The sequence below is a fragment of the Bowmanella dokdonensis genome, from assembly GCF_017254865.1.
GTDB lineage: Bacteria > Pseudomonadota > Gammaproteobacteria > Enterobacterales > Alteromonadaceae > Bowmanella > Bowmanella dokdonensis.
On record NZ_JAFKCV010000003.1, the window covers coordinates 60018 to 76723 of the forward strand.

Sequence of the window (16706 nt, forward strand, 5' to 3'; positions counted from 1 at the left end):
ATTATTTCGTATTTTACTAAAATAGAGGGTTGGAAGGGAACGCTGCCAACAGTCTGACCCTGTCCCGGATATCAGGACTGGATCCAGATCAAAAAAACATCAAAGTTTAATGACAAGGAAGGGCTGGGCGCCCTTCCCACACTGCTCAGGGCATTTCTATGCGAAGATCAGCTTTTTTCCAGGCTTCAAATCCGCCCGCCACCGAGTAAACCCGGTTAAAGCCCATTCGCATCAACGACTCGGTGGCCAGGGCAGAACGGGCCCCGCTGCGGCAATATAAATAGATCTCGTGCTGGGCAAGCTCATCTAACGGGGCTTCAGCCCCTTTGGCCTGTGGAAGCGTGGTCAGGCTGGTCTCCAGAATGCCCCGGGGAAGGTTGACGGCCCCTGGGATAAAGCCTTGCAGGTATTCATCCGGTTCCCGGACATCGATCAGAACAATTTTGTGAGCAAGCTGATTCTCCAGGGTTGTAACAGGGACCTCCTTAATGCCTTGCTTGACTTCTTCCACCAGTTGCGGGGCAGTTTTGATCATATGACCTCCATCAGATTGTGGCTAATAATGAACAGGGCGATTAGCGCCAATAACACAGCAAACCCTCTTCTGAGTGCTTGTTGTGGCCAGTTGGCTGACCAGTGCTGACCGGCCAGACTGCCGACGACACCAATTACGCCTAGGGTCACCAGCAGCATCCAGTCCAATTCGTTGACCAGTTTGGGCTGGTTGTAGAGATTGGCAGACAATCCGAACAGGGCATTGCTGAAGATTAGCAGCAGGCTGGTGGCACGGGCATGGAAAAAATCCAAAGAGGCGTAACGGCTTAGCAGGGGCAGTAAAATAAAACCGCCGCCGGCGCCTGTGAAGCTGGTGAGTGCTCCGGCCCCCAGTCCTGCCACAAACACCTTAGCCATATTAGTCTTGTTTGGGGTGGTGGACAGTGTCTTCCACATGCTGCCAGCGGCCAGTAGCATCAGCATGGCGAAGGTCAGCAGTTGGATCTCGCCTCTCACTGCGCCAGCAAGCCAGGCCCCTGCCTGCGAACCCAAAATGCCCGCCACTGCCATCATCAGGGCAATTCGCCACACAATCTGTCGCCTGGCCGGCCCGAAAAGCAGTGTACTGCCGCTTATAAGGGCAACAATAAAAAGCGAACCTGCCACGGCCACCTTAGCTTCCTGGTTGAGCAGGTAGACCAACAGCGGTAGGGTGAGCACCGAGCCTCCGGAACCGAAAATCCCCAGGCTGAGACCGATGCCAGAAGCAGCAAACAAGACCAGTTGCATGTTTATCTCATATAGGAATAACTTATACCGATTGGTTGTATATTAATTCGTGAGTTGCTAAATTACAAGGTGGAAAATATCAGTGGGGAGAAAATCATGTCTATTCAGGTTCAAGCCTTTTTTCATCAGCCGACCTCAACGCTGAGCTATGTGATCCGGGATCCACAAAGCGGCGAAGCGGCCGTGATTGACCCTGCCCTGGACTTTGAGCAGGCTTCAGGGCACACAGGCACAGAGTTTGCCGATCAGTTAATTGACTATATAAGGCAGCATAAACTGAAACTGGTATGGATCCTGGAAACCCACGCCCATGCCGATCATCTGACCGCTGCTCAGTATATCAAGCAGCAACTTGGTGGCAGGATTGCCATCGGCAGAGGCATTGCCAGGGTCCAGCAGACATTCAGTGAAATCTTCAATTTAAAAGACAGCCTGAAAGCAGATGGCAGTGACTTCGATCATTTGTTTGAGGAAGGGGATGACTTCAAGCTTGGGGCTATACGGGGACAGGTGCTGGCTACGCCGGGCCATACCAATGACAGCCTGACCTATCTGATCGACGGCAACGCCTTTGTCGGCGACAGTCTGTTTATGCCGGATGCGGGTACGGCTCGCTGCGATTTTCCAGGAGGCAGTCCCGAGCTGCTCTATGCTTCGGTGCAAAAGCTCTATGCGTTACCCGATGACACCCGCATCTATGTCTGTCACGACTATCAGCCAGGCGGTCGGGAGCTAAAGTATGTGGCCACCGTAGCCGAGCACAAGCGGGCCAATGTGCATATCGGTGAGACTACAAAAACCGCCGAGTTTGTGGACAAACGCAGTCGCCGGGACAAGACCCTGGGGTTGCCCAGGCTGATCCTTCCCAGTATTCAGGTGAATATCCGCGCCGGTAAAATGCCGCCACAGGAAGACAACGGTGTGTCATACCTGAAGCTCCCGCTCAATTTACTGGGCAAATCACAGTAGCTCCTCTTTATTTGCCGGCACTGGCAATGCTACATTGCAGGCCCTGTTACTCAGCCGGGCCTGTCATGAAATCCCTGTCGCAAACCTTTACCCGTGGACTGTTGTTCAGTCTGCCCATCGCCATTACTTTTGGTGCGTTGTACTGGTTTTTCAACTGGTCCGAGTCTCTGCTCAGAGTACCTTTGGAATACCTGTTACCGGTGGGCTGGTACCTGCCCGGTATGGGATTGGTATCAGGGCTGATCATTATTTTTGTACTGGGGTTGCTGGTTCAGGCGTATCTGCTGTCACAGCTGTTTACCTTGCTGGAAGGCCTGCTGGAGCGGATCCCGCTGGTCAAGACTCTCTACGGCAGCGCCAGGGATATCATGCGCCTGTTTTCCAGCTCCGGTCAGGATGAGCTGAAAAAAGTCGTGCTGGTCACCCTGCATGAAGATATCCGCATGATTGGCTTTGTCACTAACGAGACCATTCCTTTTGCACAAGGGGACGATATCATCGCCGTCTATGTGCCACTGAGTTATCAGGTGGGGGGGCACCTACTTTACTTACCACGCTCTCGCTGTGAAGCATTGGATATGCCGGTGCAACAAGCAATGCAACAGGTCCTGACGGCCCACATCAGTCAGGCCAGGGTACGCAAGGAGACCTTGCGCTAGCCTGCAGGCTTGCTACAATCCGCGCCGAGTCAGGAGAACTTAACGTTTTTCTGCAAGCCAAGGGGTGCCGTACATCAATTTGTGGCAGACGGGGTCTGACAGGAATTGGATTAGAGGCTGAGATTCGCCCATCCAACTATGGACAAGGCGGGAACCCTTACACCTGATCCGGATAATACCGGCGTAGGAATGGTTTAAAGGGCCCCGCCCCGCTATCAGTCCCATTGACCTGCCGCGAACCCGGATCTTTTCAGATTGTTAAGAGAAGATCCCAATGACAGCAAGACTTACAGCCTTATCCTTTTCTATTGCCATGGCCTGCAATCCGGCCCTGGCCAGTGAAGCCGACTCAATTGAGCGTATCGTCGTTACCTCTGATTTTAACGCCCAGAGTCTGCAGACCCTGCCCGCCAGCGTATCAGTGGTGGATCAGGAGCAGATTCGACATCGCCAGGCTCAGCATCTGGAACAGATACTTAATGTCGCCCCCAATGTGAATTTTTCCGCCGGTGCCTCACGGGGCCGCTTTGTGCAAATCCGCGGTATTGGCGAACGCAGTCAGTTTGCCGAGCCCATCAATCCTTCTGTAGGGTTTGTTATTGATGAGATGGATTTTTCCGGCATTGCCGCCATCGGTACGCTATTTGATGTGCAGCAGGTGGAAGTGCTTAAAGGCCCCCAGGCCACGGAGGTTGGTGCTAATGCCCTGGCGGGGGTGATTAAGATCCAGACAGTGGAAGCCGGAAGCGACCAGCCAGGCCGTGTCAGCCTGAGCCTGGCCGAACAGGATACCTGGTCCCTGGGCCTGGCCCAGGGCGGTGATCTCAGCGAAAAGCTGAAATACCGGGTGGCGGTTCAGCAGTATCGCAGTGACGGCTTTATGGAGAACACCTATCTTGGCCGGGATGATACCCAGAATAAAGATGAGCTGACCGGGCGTTTCAAGCTTAAATACCTGGTCAGCGACGATCTGAGTTTGAGCCTGAATTACCAGCATTTTGATATCGATAACGGCTATGATGCCTTCTCGCTGGAGAATACCCGCCAGACCCGCTCCGATGAGCCCGGCTTCGATCGCCAGAAAACTCATGCATTGAGTCTTAAGGCTGACTGGCAGTTAGATTGGGGGCGTCTGGTGGCCATTGGTTCTGTCTCCGATTCGGATATCGGCTATGCCTATGACGAGGACTGGACCTATGTGGGCTTTCACCCCTGGGAATACAGTTCCTTCGATGCCTATTACCGTGAACGGGATACCCGGGCACTGGAAGTGAGGGCTTTGTCAGATGAAGAAGGGCGCATATTTTCCGGCAGCACCGACTGGGTGCTGGGATTGTATGCCAAATCCACTGATGAAGACCTTGCGCGTCAATACACTTACGCAGAGTCTGATTTTTTCAGCAACTATCAGCCGGACAATATCGCGCTGTACGGTCAGACGCAGACCCATTTCTCAGACCAGACCCGTCTGACATTCGGATTGCGGGTCGATCGCTTCACTATCGATTATCGGGACAGCAACGGCTTTACCGAGTCCCTCAAAGATACCATAGTGGGCGGTAAACTGGTGCTGGATCATCAGGTGAATGAACAAGCACTGGTTTATGCCGGGATCTACCGTGGCTATAAGGCCAGTGGCTTCAACCCGGATGAGCGGGTAAGTGATGAAAAACGTATCTTTAACCCCGAATATAGCTGGAACTATGAGCTGGGGGTCAAAGGCAGTACCGCCGACGGACGTGGCAATATTCGCCTGGCCGCCTTTTACATGCAGCGGGATGATACCCAGGTCAGTGATTTTGATGTGCTGATCCGTGAAGACGGCACGGCTGACTTTATCGATGTGATCGACAATGCCGATAACGGCAACAACTATGGTCTGGAGTTGGAGACTCAATGGCAGGTTACGTCTGCCTGGTCGGTGTTTGCCAACCTGGGTTGGCTCAGGGCGACCTTCGAAGGCTATGAGCGTGCCGATGGCTCCTATGTGGAAGAACGGGAGCAGGCCCAGTCTCCACGCTATACCTTTAATCTGGGAATGGACTGGGATATCACTGACAGTCTGCGCTGGCATCTGGAAGCCGATGGCAAGGATGAATTCTATTTCTCCGATGGCCATAACGAGCAATCCGACGCCTATGTGTTGGTGCATACCCGCCTTTCCTATCAGTACAAAGACTGGACTTTCGCTGTCTGGGGGCACAATCTGTTTGATAAAGAATACCAGGTGCGCGGATTCGGCGGCTTTAACAACGATCCCAGGGAGTTTTATGAAGCGCCCGAACCCTATTATCAGTTGGGTGACGGCCGCATGCTGGGTGTGAGCCTGGATTATCTGTTCTAAGTGAGATGCAGTATGAAAATAGTTGCCGAGATTTCCCTTTACCCACTGGTGGACAAATATATTGCCCCTATTCAGACCTTTATCGACAGGCTCAACCAATACTCGGAGCTGGAGGTGGAGACCACCAGCACCAGTACTAGGGTGAGTGGTGATTATCTGGTCACTTTGCAGATACTGGCTGAGGAGATGCAGCGCAGTCATCAGGAGATAGGTCAGGCGGTATTTGTCTGTAAGTTCCTCAATGGCGATGCCATGGGGTCAGGTAAATAGTGGCCTGGTATGACATGCTCGCCCAACAATGGGCGAGTCAGTCAATCTGGGAGGTAATAGCTGTGTTATTGGCTATCGCCTATGTGTGGTTGGCTGCCCGCCAGAGTATCTGGTGCTGGCCCTGTGCCCTTATCAGTACCGGTATTTACAGTTGGCTGTTCTGGGAGCATACGCTGCCGTTGCAAACCCTGCTTAATCTCTACTACCTGGGCATGGCTGTCTATGGATGGTTGAACTGGCGAAGAATAGAGGATCAGACCCTGAATGGTCTGAAGGAATACAACTGGACCTTCCATCTTCCCGTCATCGCGGGTTTGCTGTTAATTGGTTGGGCGCTGGCAGCCGGCTTGTCTGACTTTTTTATCAGTGACTACCTGTATCTGGATGCCCTGGTGACAGTCTTCAGCCTGTTCACCACCTATCTGGTGACCCAGAAAGTTTTGGAGAACTGGCTTTACTGGATAGTGATCAATGCCCTGGCCGCCTGGCTCTACTGGCATTCAGGGCTTTATCTGACCGGACTGCTGTTTGTCAGTTACGTGGCCTTTGCCGCCTATGGGTATCTCAAGTGGCGGGGAGAGTATATTGCTCAGCCAGATGCTTCCTGAGGCCATCCGGCATGAACTGAATAAGCTGGACTGGATTGGTGAAAAATACACTTTACAACTTATCCGGGCCGGCGCGGTTAATCACAATTTCTGCCTGACGGCCAAGGGAAAGCAGTTCTTCCTGAAGTGTTTTGCCGCGCAGGGCCCGGCCAGATTAGATCGGCAGCGACAATTCGCTTTACAGCATGAATTGGCTGCTCAGGGATTTGCACCCAAGCCTTTGTATTTATCTGTCCGCCAGGACTTTATGCTGGAACAATGGTTGGACAGTCCTTCTCTGATGGACAGTCCACTGAACAATCGTGAAAAGGTGGCAAAGTTGGCTCAACGGTTGGCAGCAATTCATGATTTGCCTGTCGAGGTGTCACCCCTGGATCTGCTTCGGGACTGGCAGTTTTATCTGCAAAAGGCCGGCAGCCGGCAGCCGGCGCTGATGGAAAAATCCCGGCATTACGGCAAGATATGGCAGGCACTGGACAAGCGTGTGTTTTGTCATCATGACCTGTCGTTTGGCCATATCTGCCTGTCTGAGGATAGAATGACCCTGGACTGGGAATACGCGGCCCTTTCCTGCCCATTCTTTGATCTGGCCAACGCAATATTGGTTAATGGCCTGAGCCGCCTGGAAAGCCAGCAACTGTGCCAGGAGTATGCCACCCTGAGGGGATTCACCGGTCAGTTTGTCAGCGAAAGGGTAGAGTATGTGATACCGCTGGCAGAGTTCACCAATCATCTCTGGTACCTGGCTGCCAGAGCAGAGGAAAAGGCTAATTAGCCTTTGCACAACAAATACTCATTTAAACAGCAAAGCGGGCAAATTCCCTTTACCTTTGGTCTTGCATGGGTATAATTCTGCCTCCATTGCAGGGGCGTAGTTCCAATTGGTAGAACAGCGGTCTCCAAAACCGACGGTTGGGGGTTCGAATCCCTCCGCCCCTGCCACGAATTAAGAAGAAACCAGCGTAACTGCTGGTTTTTTTGTACCCGGAATAAAGCAATAAGGCGGAGGGTGAGGACCCCCACGGGTTCGACAAATTCGTAGGGAACGAATTTGAACGTCGCCGCCTTCTGGCGACGGCCCGCAGGGCAAAATACAGGAAGTACTTTGTAATCCCTCCGCCCCTGCCACGAATTAAGAAGAAACCAGCGTAATTGCTGGTTTTTTTGTACCCGGAATAAAGCAATAGGGCGGAGGGTGAGGACCCCCACGGGTTCGACAAATTCGTAGGGAACGAATTTGAACGTCGCCGCCTTCTGGCGACGGCCCGCAGGGCAAAATACAGGAAGTATTTTGTAATCCCTCCGCCCCTGCCACGAATTAAGAAGAAACCAGCGTAATTGCTGGTTTTTTTGTACCCGGAATAAAGCAATAGGGCGGAGGGTGAGGACCCCCACGGGTTCGACAAATTCACCAGGAGCGTTTTATTCGCCGCATCCTTGTGTCTCACCTGCTGCCCAGGCCGGTTAAAGCTGCTGATGGTTAATCATGGTGGGTGAGGACACGAAGGAAAGGAGGCCCGTAATATCTCACCGCCTGGGGCACTCCTGAATCAATTCCAGCTATCACTGAAATTCCGCTTCATGCTAATCTTCACCCGATGAAAAGTATCACCCCTTACCAACAAGCGATCCTGGCCGAGATGGGCATAGTGCAGTACCGTCTGCGCCAGCCGCCGACAGAATTGGCTGCTGAAGCCGAGCCGACGCCAGCGCACCCTAAGCAGGCGGTAGCCGCCGAACAACCCACTCCGCAAGCTATCGCCAATCACCCCATGTGGCAGGATATCCAGCAGGCGCTTCTTTTTATTGAGCGATCAGCAGAGGTGACCTGGCACGTGGCGGATGACATCTGCTTCGATGGTCAGACGCTGAAATGTCCGGCCCCTTCCACCCTCAGTACCCAACCTGGATTAAAACGTGCCTTATGGCAAGCCCTGCAGCTAAGGTGAATTTTCAGCTCCTTAATGGCGATAATTATCTGCCGGCCTATGAGCTTCAGCGCCAGTGTCATCAATATCCCTGGTGCCAAGAAACGTTTGCCAGCTGTCTTGAGGGGCAGTACTTTGCCTGGCAGATGATGCAGGGCCAGCAACTGCTGGGGTTTTATGTTGGCTTACAGGTTCTTGATGAGGGGACCCTGATGGATATCGGCCTGGCTCCACAGGCGCGAGGAAAAGGCTTGTCTCAGCCACTGCTGGATCATTTCCTTATGCAGTGCCGCGACAAGGGGATAAGCGAGATCTGGCTGGAGGTCCGGGTTTCCAACCAGGGCGCTATCTATCTTTACCGTAAAAATGGCTTCCAGGTCATCGAAACCCGCAAAAATTACTATCCCACTGAACAGGGCAGGGAAGATGCCCTGATTATGAAACTCGCGGATTTAACTATTAAAAGTTAGTCCGCAAGCCTTGGCTAAGGGGGACTTCGCCAGGTTTTTCGGCTACAATCCGCGCCTTTGAATCAATTTATGATGTGCCCAATATGGGCAAGGGCAACTTCGAGAGCACAGTGGCAAGTAAAGCGTATTTAGAACAACTGAACAAGCGACGCACCTTCGCGATTATTTCTCACCCAGATGCCGGTAAAACTACGATTACCGAGAAAGTCTTGCTGTTCGGTAACGCCTTGCAAAAAGCGGGCACCGTTAAGGGCCGGGGCTCCAACCAGCATGCCAAATCCGACTGGATGGAGATGGAGAAGGAGCGGGGGATCTCGGTGACCACTTCAGTCATGCAGTTCCCTTATTCCAACGCGCTGGTCAATCTTCTGGATACCCCCGGACACGAGGATTTTTCCGAAGACACGTACCGTACCCTGACCGCAGTGGATGCCTGTCTGATGGTCATCGATGCCGCCAAGGGGGTCGAGGACAGAACCCGCAAGCTGATGGAAGTGACCCGTCTGCGCGATACCCCCATCCTGACCTTTATGAATAAGCTGGATCGGGATATCCGTGATCCCATGGAACTGCTGGATGAAGTGGAGACCGAGCTGAATATTGCCTGTGCGCCCATTACCTGGCCAATCGGCTGCGGAAAGGAATTTAAAGGCGTGTACCATATTCAGCGGGATGAGACGATTCTGTACCGTTCGGGAATGGGCCATACCATCCAGGAGAAGCGCGTTATAAAAGGTTTGGATAATCCTGAGCTGGAAAAGGCCATTGGTGAAGGCTTGGCTGGGCAGCTTCGCGAGGAACTGGAACTGGTGATGGGGGCGTCCCATGAATTCGAGCAGGAAGCCTTTCTGGCCGGTCAACTGACCCCGGTGTTTTTCGGTACCGCGTTGGGTAACTTTGGCGTGGATCATATGCTGGACGGGCTGGTGGCCTGGGCACCCAGACCGCAGAACCGGGAGACTGACGAGCGGGAAGTTAGCGCTGAAGAAGAGAAGTTTTCTGGCTTCGTGTTTAAGATCCAGGCCAATATGGATCCCAAGCATCGGGATCGCATTGCATTTTGCCGAATCGTTTCGGGTAAATATCAAAAGGGCATGAAGTTGTTTCAGACCCGGATTGGCAAGGATGTGCGCATCTCTGATGCCCTGACCTTTATGGCCGGCGACCGTGAAGCGGTGGAAGAAGCCTACGCGGGGGATATTATCGGCCTGCACAACCACGGCTCCATACAGATCGGTGACACCTTTACCGAGGGGGAGAAACTGAAGTTCAGCGGTATCCCCAACTTCGCCCCCGAGCTGTTCAAACGCATCCGCCTGCGGGATCCGATGAAACAGAAACAACTGCAGAAAGGTCTGATCCAACTGGCCGAGGAAGGGGCTGTACAGGTCTTCAGGCCCCTAGTTAATAACGATCTGATCGTTGGCGCTGTTGGCGTATTGCAGTTTGATGTAGTGGTGGCCAGGCTCAAATCAGAATACAACGTCGATGCCATTTATGAACCGGTCAATGTTAGTACGGCACGCTGGGTTTACTGTGAGGATGGCAAAAAGCTGGATGAGTTCCGGCGCAAGGCTGAAGTCAACCTGGCACTGGATGGTGGAGATAACCTGACCTATATAGCCCCGACTATGGTTAACCTGTCACTGGCTCAGGAACGTCACCCGGATATCAGATTCCATAAGACCAGAGAGCACTAGTATTTATAAGCACAGTGTCACAGAGGACACAGAGAAGTCTGTCTATCAGCCTGCACGCCGAGAAGCGCTTACTTGCTCCGGATCTACTCTGGCCTCAGTGGTAAATAATGAGTTAAACAGACAATGACAATCTACGAATTACTGCTGGATAAGTTCAAGCAAGCCCTGGACAAAATTGGTGCACCGGCTGACACGCCTACGCCCCTGACCCAAAGCACCCGTGCCGAATTTGGTGATTATCAGTTCAACGGCGCCATGGCGCTTGCCAAGGCTATGCGGCAAAAACCACGGGATATCGCCGAACAATTGGTGCAGGCGGTGGAGCTTGAGGGCATCGCTGAAAAGCTGGAGGTGGCAGGTCCCGGCTTTATCAATATTCACCTTAATAGCCAATGGCTGGCACAGCGGTTGAGCGATGCTGCTGACGATGGTCGTCTGGGCATTGAACCCGAATCGCCGCAGGTGGTGGTGGTGGATTATTCTTCCCCCAACCTGGCCAAGGAGATGCACGTCGGTCACCTGCGCTCCACCATTATCGGTGATGCGGTGGTCAGGGCGTTGGAGTTTATGGGGCATAAGGTGATTCGCCAGAACCATATGGGCGACTGGGGCACCCAATTCGGCATGTTGCTGGCTCACTTAAGCGACAAACTGGCCGAGAATGAGCTTGCCGAGACCGCTTTGTCCGATCTGGAAGATTTTTACCGTGAAGCCAAGGTGCGTTTTGATAATGAAGATGGCTTTGCCGACCGGGCCCGTGAGTATGTGGTCAGGCTGCAGAGCGGCGATGCCCAGTGCGCCAGGCTCTGGCAGCAGTTTATCGAGGTATCCATCTCTCACAGTGAAGAGGTGTACCAGAAGCTCAATGTTACCCTGGGTCGCGAAGATATTATGGGTGAAAGTGCCTATAACCCGGAACTTGCCAATGTGGTGGCCGAGCTGAAGGAGAAAGGCATTGCGGTGGAAGATCAGGGCGCCCAGGTCGTGTTCTTACAGGAGCTGGCTGACAAGGAAGGCAACCCGGCCGTGTATATCATCCAGAAATCCGGTGGTGGTTACCTGTATTCCACCACGGATCTGGCGGCCATGCGCTATCGCTCATTCAAACTGGATGCCGATCGTATCCTGATTTTCACCGATGCCCGTCAGGCCCTGCATTTTAAGCAGACCGAAATAGTCGGTCGCAAGGCCGGGCTGATTCGACAGCAGACCAGCTATGAACACTGTCCCTTTGGCATGATGCTGGGCAGCGACGGTAAACCCTTTAAGACCCGAACAGGCGGTACGGTGAAGCTTGCCGATTTGCTGGATGAGGCAGTGCAAAGGGCCCGTCAGTTGATTGCCGCACGCAGTAATGATCTGACTGCCCAAGAGCGGGAAGAGGTTGCCAAAAAGGTGGGGATTGGCTCAGTCAAATATGCCGATCTGAGTAAAAACCGTACCACCGACTATATCTTCAACTGGGACAGTATGCTGAGCTTTGAGGGCAATACCGCCCCCTATCTGCAATATGCCTATACCCGGGTCCAGAGCATCTTCCGTAAGGCTGGTGTCAGTGCAGACAATCTGGATACTCAGCTCTGCCTGCAGGCCAGTCAGGAGCGTGCCCTGGGTCTGAAACTGGCACAGTTTGCCGAGGCTATCAAACAAGTGGAGAAAGACGCCACACCCAATGTGCTCTGTACCTATCTGTATGAACTGGCCAGTTTGTTTATGGGCTTTTATGAAGCCTGCCCGATACTTAAAGACGGCGTTGCAGAGGAGGAGAGGAACAGCCGTTTACGTCTGGCTCATCTGACTGCCAGAACCCTGCAGACGGGGCTGGATCTATTGGGTATTGAAACCATGGAAAAGATGTAATTTCTAATGGGCGAGAAAAGCCAAAAGGGTCGTCAGGACCTTTTGGCTTTTGTCCTCACTAACTGCGAATCAGTGCGAGTAATTCAGCCGTCTTTTCTTCCATCAGGGCAATATTGCCGCGGGATTCCACGTTCAGCCGGATGACCGGTTCGGTATTGGACTTACGCAGGTTAAAACGCCAGTCATCAAACTCCAGACCCACACCATCTGTCCTGTCAACCCGTCTCGCCTGGGGCTCATAGCGGGCCAGGATTTTATCCAGTGTGGCATCGGCATCCCCGACTTTGCTGTTGATTTCACCTGAGGACGGGAAGGCGCGGATGCGCTCAGCAACCAACTGTGACAAGCTCTTGCCGGCGGTGCAGAGCAATTCGGCTACCAGCAGCCAGGGGATCATCCCAGAGTCACAATAGGCAAAATCGCGGAAGTAATGATGGGCGCTCATCTCGCCGCCGTACACGGCATCTTCCTGCCGCATACGCTCCTTGATAAAGGCATGGCCGGTTTTGCTCATCACCGGTCTGCCGCCCGCGTGCCTGATGATATCTTCGGTATTCCAGTAGACCCGGGGATCAAAAATAATGGCCGCACCGGGATCTTTCGCCAGAAAAGCCTGGGCCAGCAAGCCAACAATATAATAGCCCTCCACGAACTGGCCTTTTTCGTCAAACAGGAAACAGCGGTCAAAGTCTCCGTCCCAGGCAATGCCCATATCCGCGTTATGAGCCAGTACCGCATCGGTGGTCTGATGCCGGCACTCAGGTAACAAAGGATTTGGAATACCGTTGGGGAAGGTACCGTCTTCCTGATGGTTGATCTTGATAAACTGGATGGGGACGTGCTGCTTTTGCAGGACTGCCTCTATCGCATCCAAGGCGTGACCGGCAGCACCGTTGCCTGCGTTGACGACCAATCTCAGCGGTTTGAAGTGCTGCAGATCAACATATCGCAGAATATGCTGGGTAAAGGCCTGCAGATTGGACTGGCGCCGATAGTGGCCGCTGGCCTCCAGGTTATGCTGTTCAACCCTGGGGTGGCCCTGCAGAAAGCTCGCTTCGCTGAGGGATTGGCCATAGACACTTAAGGCAAGTTCTACGTCTTCCTGCAAGTAGGATTCGGCAAGTGCTTGAATATCGAATAAACCGGTATCACCGCTGATGGGACGGGATTGCTGGCGAACCAGTTTCATGCCGTTGTAGTCGATGGGATTATGGCTGGCGGTTACCTGTATACCGCCGTCCATGTCCAGATGGCTGGTGGCAAAATAAATTTCTTCGGTGCCGGTCAGGCCCAAATCCAACACCTTGGCGCCGCCATCAATGAGTCCGGCGCTAAGGGCCAGCTTAAGGGGCTGTGAGGTCAGGCGCACATCGCCGCCTACCACTACGGTTTGAGCCTGCAGGTGCTCGGCAAAAGCCCGGCCAATGCGATAGGCAACGCTTTCATCGAGCTGGCTGCCCAGCTGGCCCCGGATGTCATAGGCTTTAAAACAGCTTAGTTGCATGCAAGAACTTCCTGGTTACTTAGCTCGTCCGTAACGGTCGGAGAAGCGCACAATGTCGTCTTCGCCCACATAGGAGCCGGATTGCACTTCGATGAGTTCCAGAATGATCTTACCCGGGTTCTCGAGGCTGTGCACCGTGCCGATGGGAATATAGGTGGACTCATTCTCGGTGAGCAGAAAGGTCTTATCATCACAGGTGACCTTGGCGGTACCCGCCACCACAATCCAGTGTTCAGCCCGGTGGTGATGCATCTGGACAGAGAGTTTTTCACCGGGTTTAACCTTGATGCGTTTCACCTGAAAGCGACTGCCCTGATCCAGCGAGTCATAACTTCCCCAGGGACGAAAGACTTCACGGTGGAACTCAAACTCCGGGCGTTTTTCGGCCTTGAGCTTGTCGACCACCTTTTTAATGTCCTGGACCTTGTCCTTGTGGGCGACCAATACCGCATCCTTGGTTTCCACCACCACTACATCATTCAGGCCTACAACGCTGATGAGGCGCTGCTCTGCGTTGATATAGCTGTTATGTACGTTTTCCAGAATAGCATCGCCACGGATCACGTTGCCTTGTGCATTCTTTTTCTGTACTTCCCACAGGGACGACCAACTGCCTACATCGCTCCAGCCTGCATCCAGCGGTACTACTGCTGCCGCATCGGTTTTCTCCATTACCGCATAATCAATGGAATCGGACGGACAGTCAGCAAAGGTTTCAGCGTCCACACGAACAAAGTCCAGATCCTGACTCTCTGTATCGATGGCCGCTTTGCATACCGAATAAATGTCCGGCGCATGCTTTTCCAGTTCCTGCAGGTAACGGCTGGCCTTAAACATAAACATGCCGCTGTTCCACAGGTAGTCACCGGATTTCACATAACGCTCTGCGGTAGGCAGGTCGGGTTTTTCGACGAATTCTGCCACCTGGCTGCCGTTTGACGAGCCGTTAATGGCGCCGCCCTGACGGATATAGCCGTAACCGGTATGGGCGCTGGTGGGCACTACCCCAAAGGTCACCAGTTTATCTTGTTGGGCCAGTTGTTCGGCATCTTTGATTGCCTGATGGAAAGCCTCCGGATTATCGATGATGTGGTCTGCTGCCAGGACCAACAGGACAGGATCCTGGCCTTGCTTGGTGGCGTGCAAGGCCGCCAAAGCAATAGCTGGCGCCGTATTTCTGCCAACCGGTTCAAGCAGGATGCCGTCATGCTGTAAATGGGCCTGCAACAACTGTTCGGCCACGATAAAGCGATGGGCTTCGTTACATACAAAAATAGGCGCTTCAGTTTCCAGGCCATCCAATCGGGTCAGGGTGTCCTGCAGCATGCTCTGGTCACTGGTCAAAGAGAGGAATTGTTTGGGGAAAGCTGCCCGGGATTTCGGCCATAGTCGGCTGCCGGTACCGCCGGCCATTACGATGGGTTTCATATTATTATCTTCCGAGTTGACGCATGCCGCTAGCATACCATCCCATTATGCGGACGGGTATTGGCTAATTGCCAGTAGCAGGAATAGACGCGGCACCTCCTTGTGCCGGAATACCGGGGCTACTTGATGCGAATCTGCCCCTGCAGGTTCTTCAGCGTTTGCGCGCCGATGCCCTGTACTTTGGTCAGGTCATCCACCGACTTAAATTCGCCGTTGGCGTTGCGGTACTGCACGATGGCCTCTGCTTTGTGCTTGCCGATGCCGGGCAACTTGGTCAGTTCCTCGGCCGAAGCGGTATTGATATTGATGCTGCTGACCATGGCTACCGCCATGTCGGTTTTTTCCTTCCCGCTGTCCTTATCTATTGCCAGAGCCTGTAACGGCATTCCCAGGCTCACTAACAACGCGACAATAAAGCTTATTTTCTTCATAGCTTGACTCCCTTTGTCCTTGTCATGACGCTGAGCATCGCCAAAAAGTGTAGTCAAAATTGGTGAAATAGTGCGGATTTTCCGATAGAAAGATTGCCGTAACAGAAACAAAAAAGGCCGGTCAGCACCGGCCTTGTCATCCTGCTACTGCAGGAGTCAGAGTCGTTCCAACACTGCCTGGGTAAAATCCGTAGTGCCATGGGTGCCACCCAAGTCGCGAGTGGTGCGGTCACCTGACTCAATAACCTCCTTGATGGCACGGCGGATTTTTTCTGCCTTGTCCGGGTGACCGAGGTAATCCAGCATCTGGATAGAGGCCAGGATCACCGAGGTGGGATTTGCCAGGTTTTTCCCGGCGATGTCAGGAGCAGAGCCATGTACGGCTTCGAAAATAGCACAGTCTTTGCCTATGTTTGCCCCCGGCGCCATTCCCAGCCCGCCGACCAGGCCGGCACAGAGATCGGAGATAATATCGCCAAACAGGTTGGTGGTCACTATCACGTCAAATTGATGGGGATTCATGACCAACTGCATGCAGGTGTTGTCGACGATCATTTCAGTGCTTTCAATCTGCGGATAACGCTGGGCCACTTCCCGGGCCACTTTCAGGAACAAGCCGGAAGTGGACTTGAGGATATTGGCTTTGTGCACCGCCGTTATTTTCTTACGCCCTTCGCGAACCGCCAATTCATAGGCAAAAGTGACAATACGCTCGGCTCCTTCCCGTGTGATCCTGCTCATGGCTTCTGCTTCGTTGCCATCGGCCGACACGACCTGGCCCAGTCCCGAATACATGCCTTCGGTATTCTCACGGATGGTGATGATGTCGATATCCTCATACCTGGCCTTCGTGCCTTTGAATGACAGCACCGGGCGGACGTTGGCGTATAGCTGAAACTTTTTGCGCAGGCTGACGTTGATGGAAGTGAAACCTTCTCCGACCGGCGTAGTGAGGGGGCCCTTCAGGGTAACCTTGTTGCTGGCTATCAGATCCAATGTTTCCTGCGGCAGCAACTCGCCATGCTTTTCCAGTGCAACCAGGCCTGCATCGGCATAATCATAGGCAAAATCACATCCGGCTTTATCCAGGATCTGAATGGCGGCGTCGACGATGTCCGGGCCGATGCCGTCACCGCGAATAACAGTAATGCGCTGTTGAGTCATGAAAAGTTCCTATGTCTGTCGTCAGGCTATTGGTGTCAGCCCGCTGAAAAGCAGGCTGTTTCTGGGCGCGTTTTATAGCATTAAACT

The 16706-nt window shown here is 53.2% G+C and carries 16 protein-coding genes, 1 tRNA gene and 1 riboswitch; of the genes, 11 read left to right on the forward strand and 6 right to left on the reverse strand.

Going from position 1 to position 16706, the window contains the following annotated elements; genetic code table 11:
• Positions 1 to 145 precede the first annotated feature (145 nt).
• Complete coding sequence (locus J0A66_RS06165; RefSeq protein ID WP_241264056.1) at positions 146 to 535, reverse strand: rhodanese-like domain-containing protein; 390 nt, start codon at positions 533 to 535, stop codon at positions 146 to 148.
• Positions 532 to 1284, reverse strand: coding sequence for a sulfite exporter TauE/SafE family protein (locus tag J0A66_RS06170; protein WP_206572930.1), 753 nt, complete (start codon positions 1282 to 1284; stop codon positions 532 to 534). Before J0A66_RS06170 ends, J0A66_RS06165 begins: the two co-directional genes overlap by 4 nt.
• Positions 1285 to 1380: 96 nt before the next feature.
• Here J0A66_RS06170 and J0A66_RS06175 point away from each other — a divergent pair, with 96 nt between their 5' ends.
• The 11 genes from J0A66_RS06175 (at position 1381) to argS (ending at position 12092) form a co-directional block, all read left to right on the forward strand.
• The gene (locus J0A66_RS06175) at positions 1381 to 2253 is read left to right on the forward strand and encodes an MBL fold metallo-hydrolase (protein WP_206572931.1); all 873 of its coding nucleotides are present in this window, start codon (positions 1381 to 1383) and stop codon (positions 2251 to 2253) included.
• A gap of 65 nt (positions 2254 to 2318) precedes the next feature.
• Entirely contained in the window at positions 2319 to 2912 is a 594-nt protein-coding gene (locus tag J0A66_RS06180; protein ID WP_206572932.1) for a DUF502 domain-containing protein, read from the forward strand.
• Between the two features lie 50 nt (positions 2913 to 2962).
• A riboswitch (TPP riboswitch) is annotated at positions 2963 to 3119 on the forward strand.
• A 67-nt stretch (positions 3120 to 3186) separates the two neighbouring features.
• Entirely contained in the window at positions 3187 to 5256 is a 2070-nt protein-coding gene (locus J0A66_RS06185) for a TonB-dependent receptor (RefSeq protein WP_241264057.1), read from the forward strand.
• A 12-nt stretch (positions 5257 to 5268) separates the two neighbouring features.
• Entirely contained in the window at positions 5269 to 5526 is a 258-nt protein-coding gene (locus tag J0A66_RS06190; protein ID WP_206572933.1) for a hypothetical protein, read from the forward strand.
• A complete protein-coding gene (pnuC, locus tag J0A66_RS06195) occupies positions 5526 to 6134 on the forward strand; it encodes a nicotinamide riboside transporter PnuC (RefSeq protein WP_338143868.1) in 609 nt (202 codons plus the stop codon). The genes J0A66_RS06190 and pnuC overlap by 1 nt, the downstream gene beginning before the upstream one ends.
• Positions 6112 to 6909: a choline/ethanolamine kinase family protein gene (locus J0A66_RS06200; RefSeq protein ID WP_206572934.1), complete on the forward strand. Its 798-nt coding sequence runs from the start codon at positions 6112 to 6114 to the stop codon at positions 6907 to 6909. The genes pnuC and J0A66_RS06200 overlap by 23 nt, the downstream gene beginning before the upstream one ends.
• 90 nt (positions 6910 to 6999) lie before the next feature.
• Positions 7000 to 7076: transfer RNA gene (locus tag J0A66_RS06205), tRNA-Trp, on the forward strand.
• 656 nt (positions 7077 to 7732) lie between these two features.
• The gene (locus J0A66_RS06210; RefSeq protein ID WP_206572935.1) at positions 7733 to 8083 is read left to right on the forward strand and encodes a hypothetical protein; all 351 of its coding nucleotides are present in this window, start codon (positions 7733 to 7735) and stop codon (positions 8081 to 8083) included.
• A complete protein-coding gene (gene rimI / locus J0A66_RS06215) occupies positions 8080 to 8532 on the forward strand; it encodes a ribosomal protein S18-alanine N-acetyltransferase (protein ID WP_338143869.1) in 453 nt (150 codons plus the stop codon). Before J0A66_RS06210 ends, rimI begins: the two co-directional genes overlap by 4 nt.
• Positions 8533 to 8615: 83 nt before the next feature.
• The gene (prfC, locus tag J0A66_RS06220) at positions 8616 to 10232 is read left to right on the forward strand and encodes a peptide chain release factor 3 (RefSeq protein ID WP_241264058.1); all 1617 of its coding nucleotides are present in this window, start codon (positions 8616 to 8618) and stop codon (positions 10230 to 10232) included.
• A gap of 123 nt (positions 10233 to 10355) precedes the next feature.
• Positions 10356 to 12092, forward strand: a complete 1737-nt coding sequence (gene argS / locus J0A66_RS06225) for an arginine--tRNA ligase (protein WP_206572937.1) — start codon at positions 10356 to 10358, stop codon at positions 12090 to 12092.
• Positions 12093 to 12150: 58 nt separating this feature from the next.
• Here argS and J0A66_RS06230 read toward each other — a convergent pair whose 3' ends face one another.
• The 4 genes from J0A66_RS06230 to J0A66_RS06245 all read right to left on the reverse strand — a co-directional run bounded on the left by J0A66_RS06230 (position 12151) and on the right by J0A66_RS06245 (position 16619).
• Positions 12151 to 13596: a phosphohexomutase domain-containing protein gene (locus tag J0A66_RS06230; RefSeq protein ID WP_206572938.1), complete on the reverse strand. Its 1446-nt coding sequence runs from the start codon at positions 13594 to 13596 to the stop codon at positions 12151 to 12153.
• A 15-nt stretch (positions 13597 to 13611) separates the two neighbouring features.
• Positions 13612 to 15024: a mannose-1-phosphate guanylyltransferase/mannose-6-phosphate isomerase gene (locus tag J0A66_RS06235; protein WP_206572939.1), complete on the reverse strand. Its 1413-nt coding sequence runs from the start codon at positions 15022 to 15024 to the stop codon at positions 13612 to 13614.
• A gap of 119 nt (positions 15025 to 15143) precedes the next feature.
• Positions 15144 to 15455 carry a ComEA family DNA-binding protein gene (locus tag J0A66_RS06240; RefSeq protein ID WP_206572940.1) on the reverse strand — a complete coding sequence of 104 codons (312 nt, stop codon included), beginning with the start codon at positions 15453 to 15455 and terminating at the stop codon, positions 15144 to 15146.
• Between the two features lie 156 nt (positions 15456 to 15611).
• Entirely contained in the window at positions 15612 to 16619 is a 1008-nt protein-coding gene (locus tag J0A66_RS06245; protein ID WP_206572941.1) for an isocitrate dehydrogenase, read from the reverse strand.
• Positions 16620 to 16706: the final 87 nt, after the last annotated feature.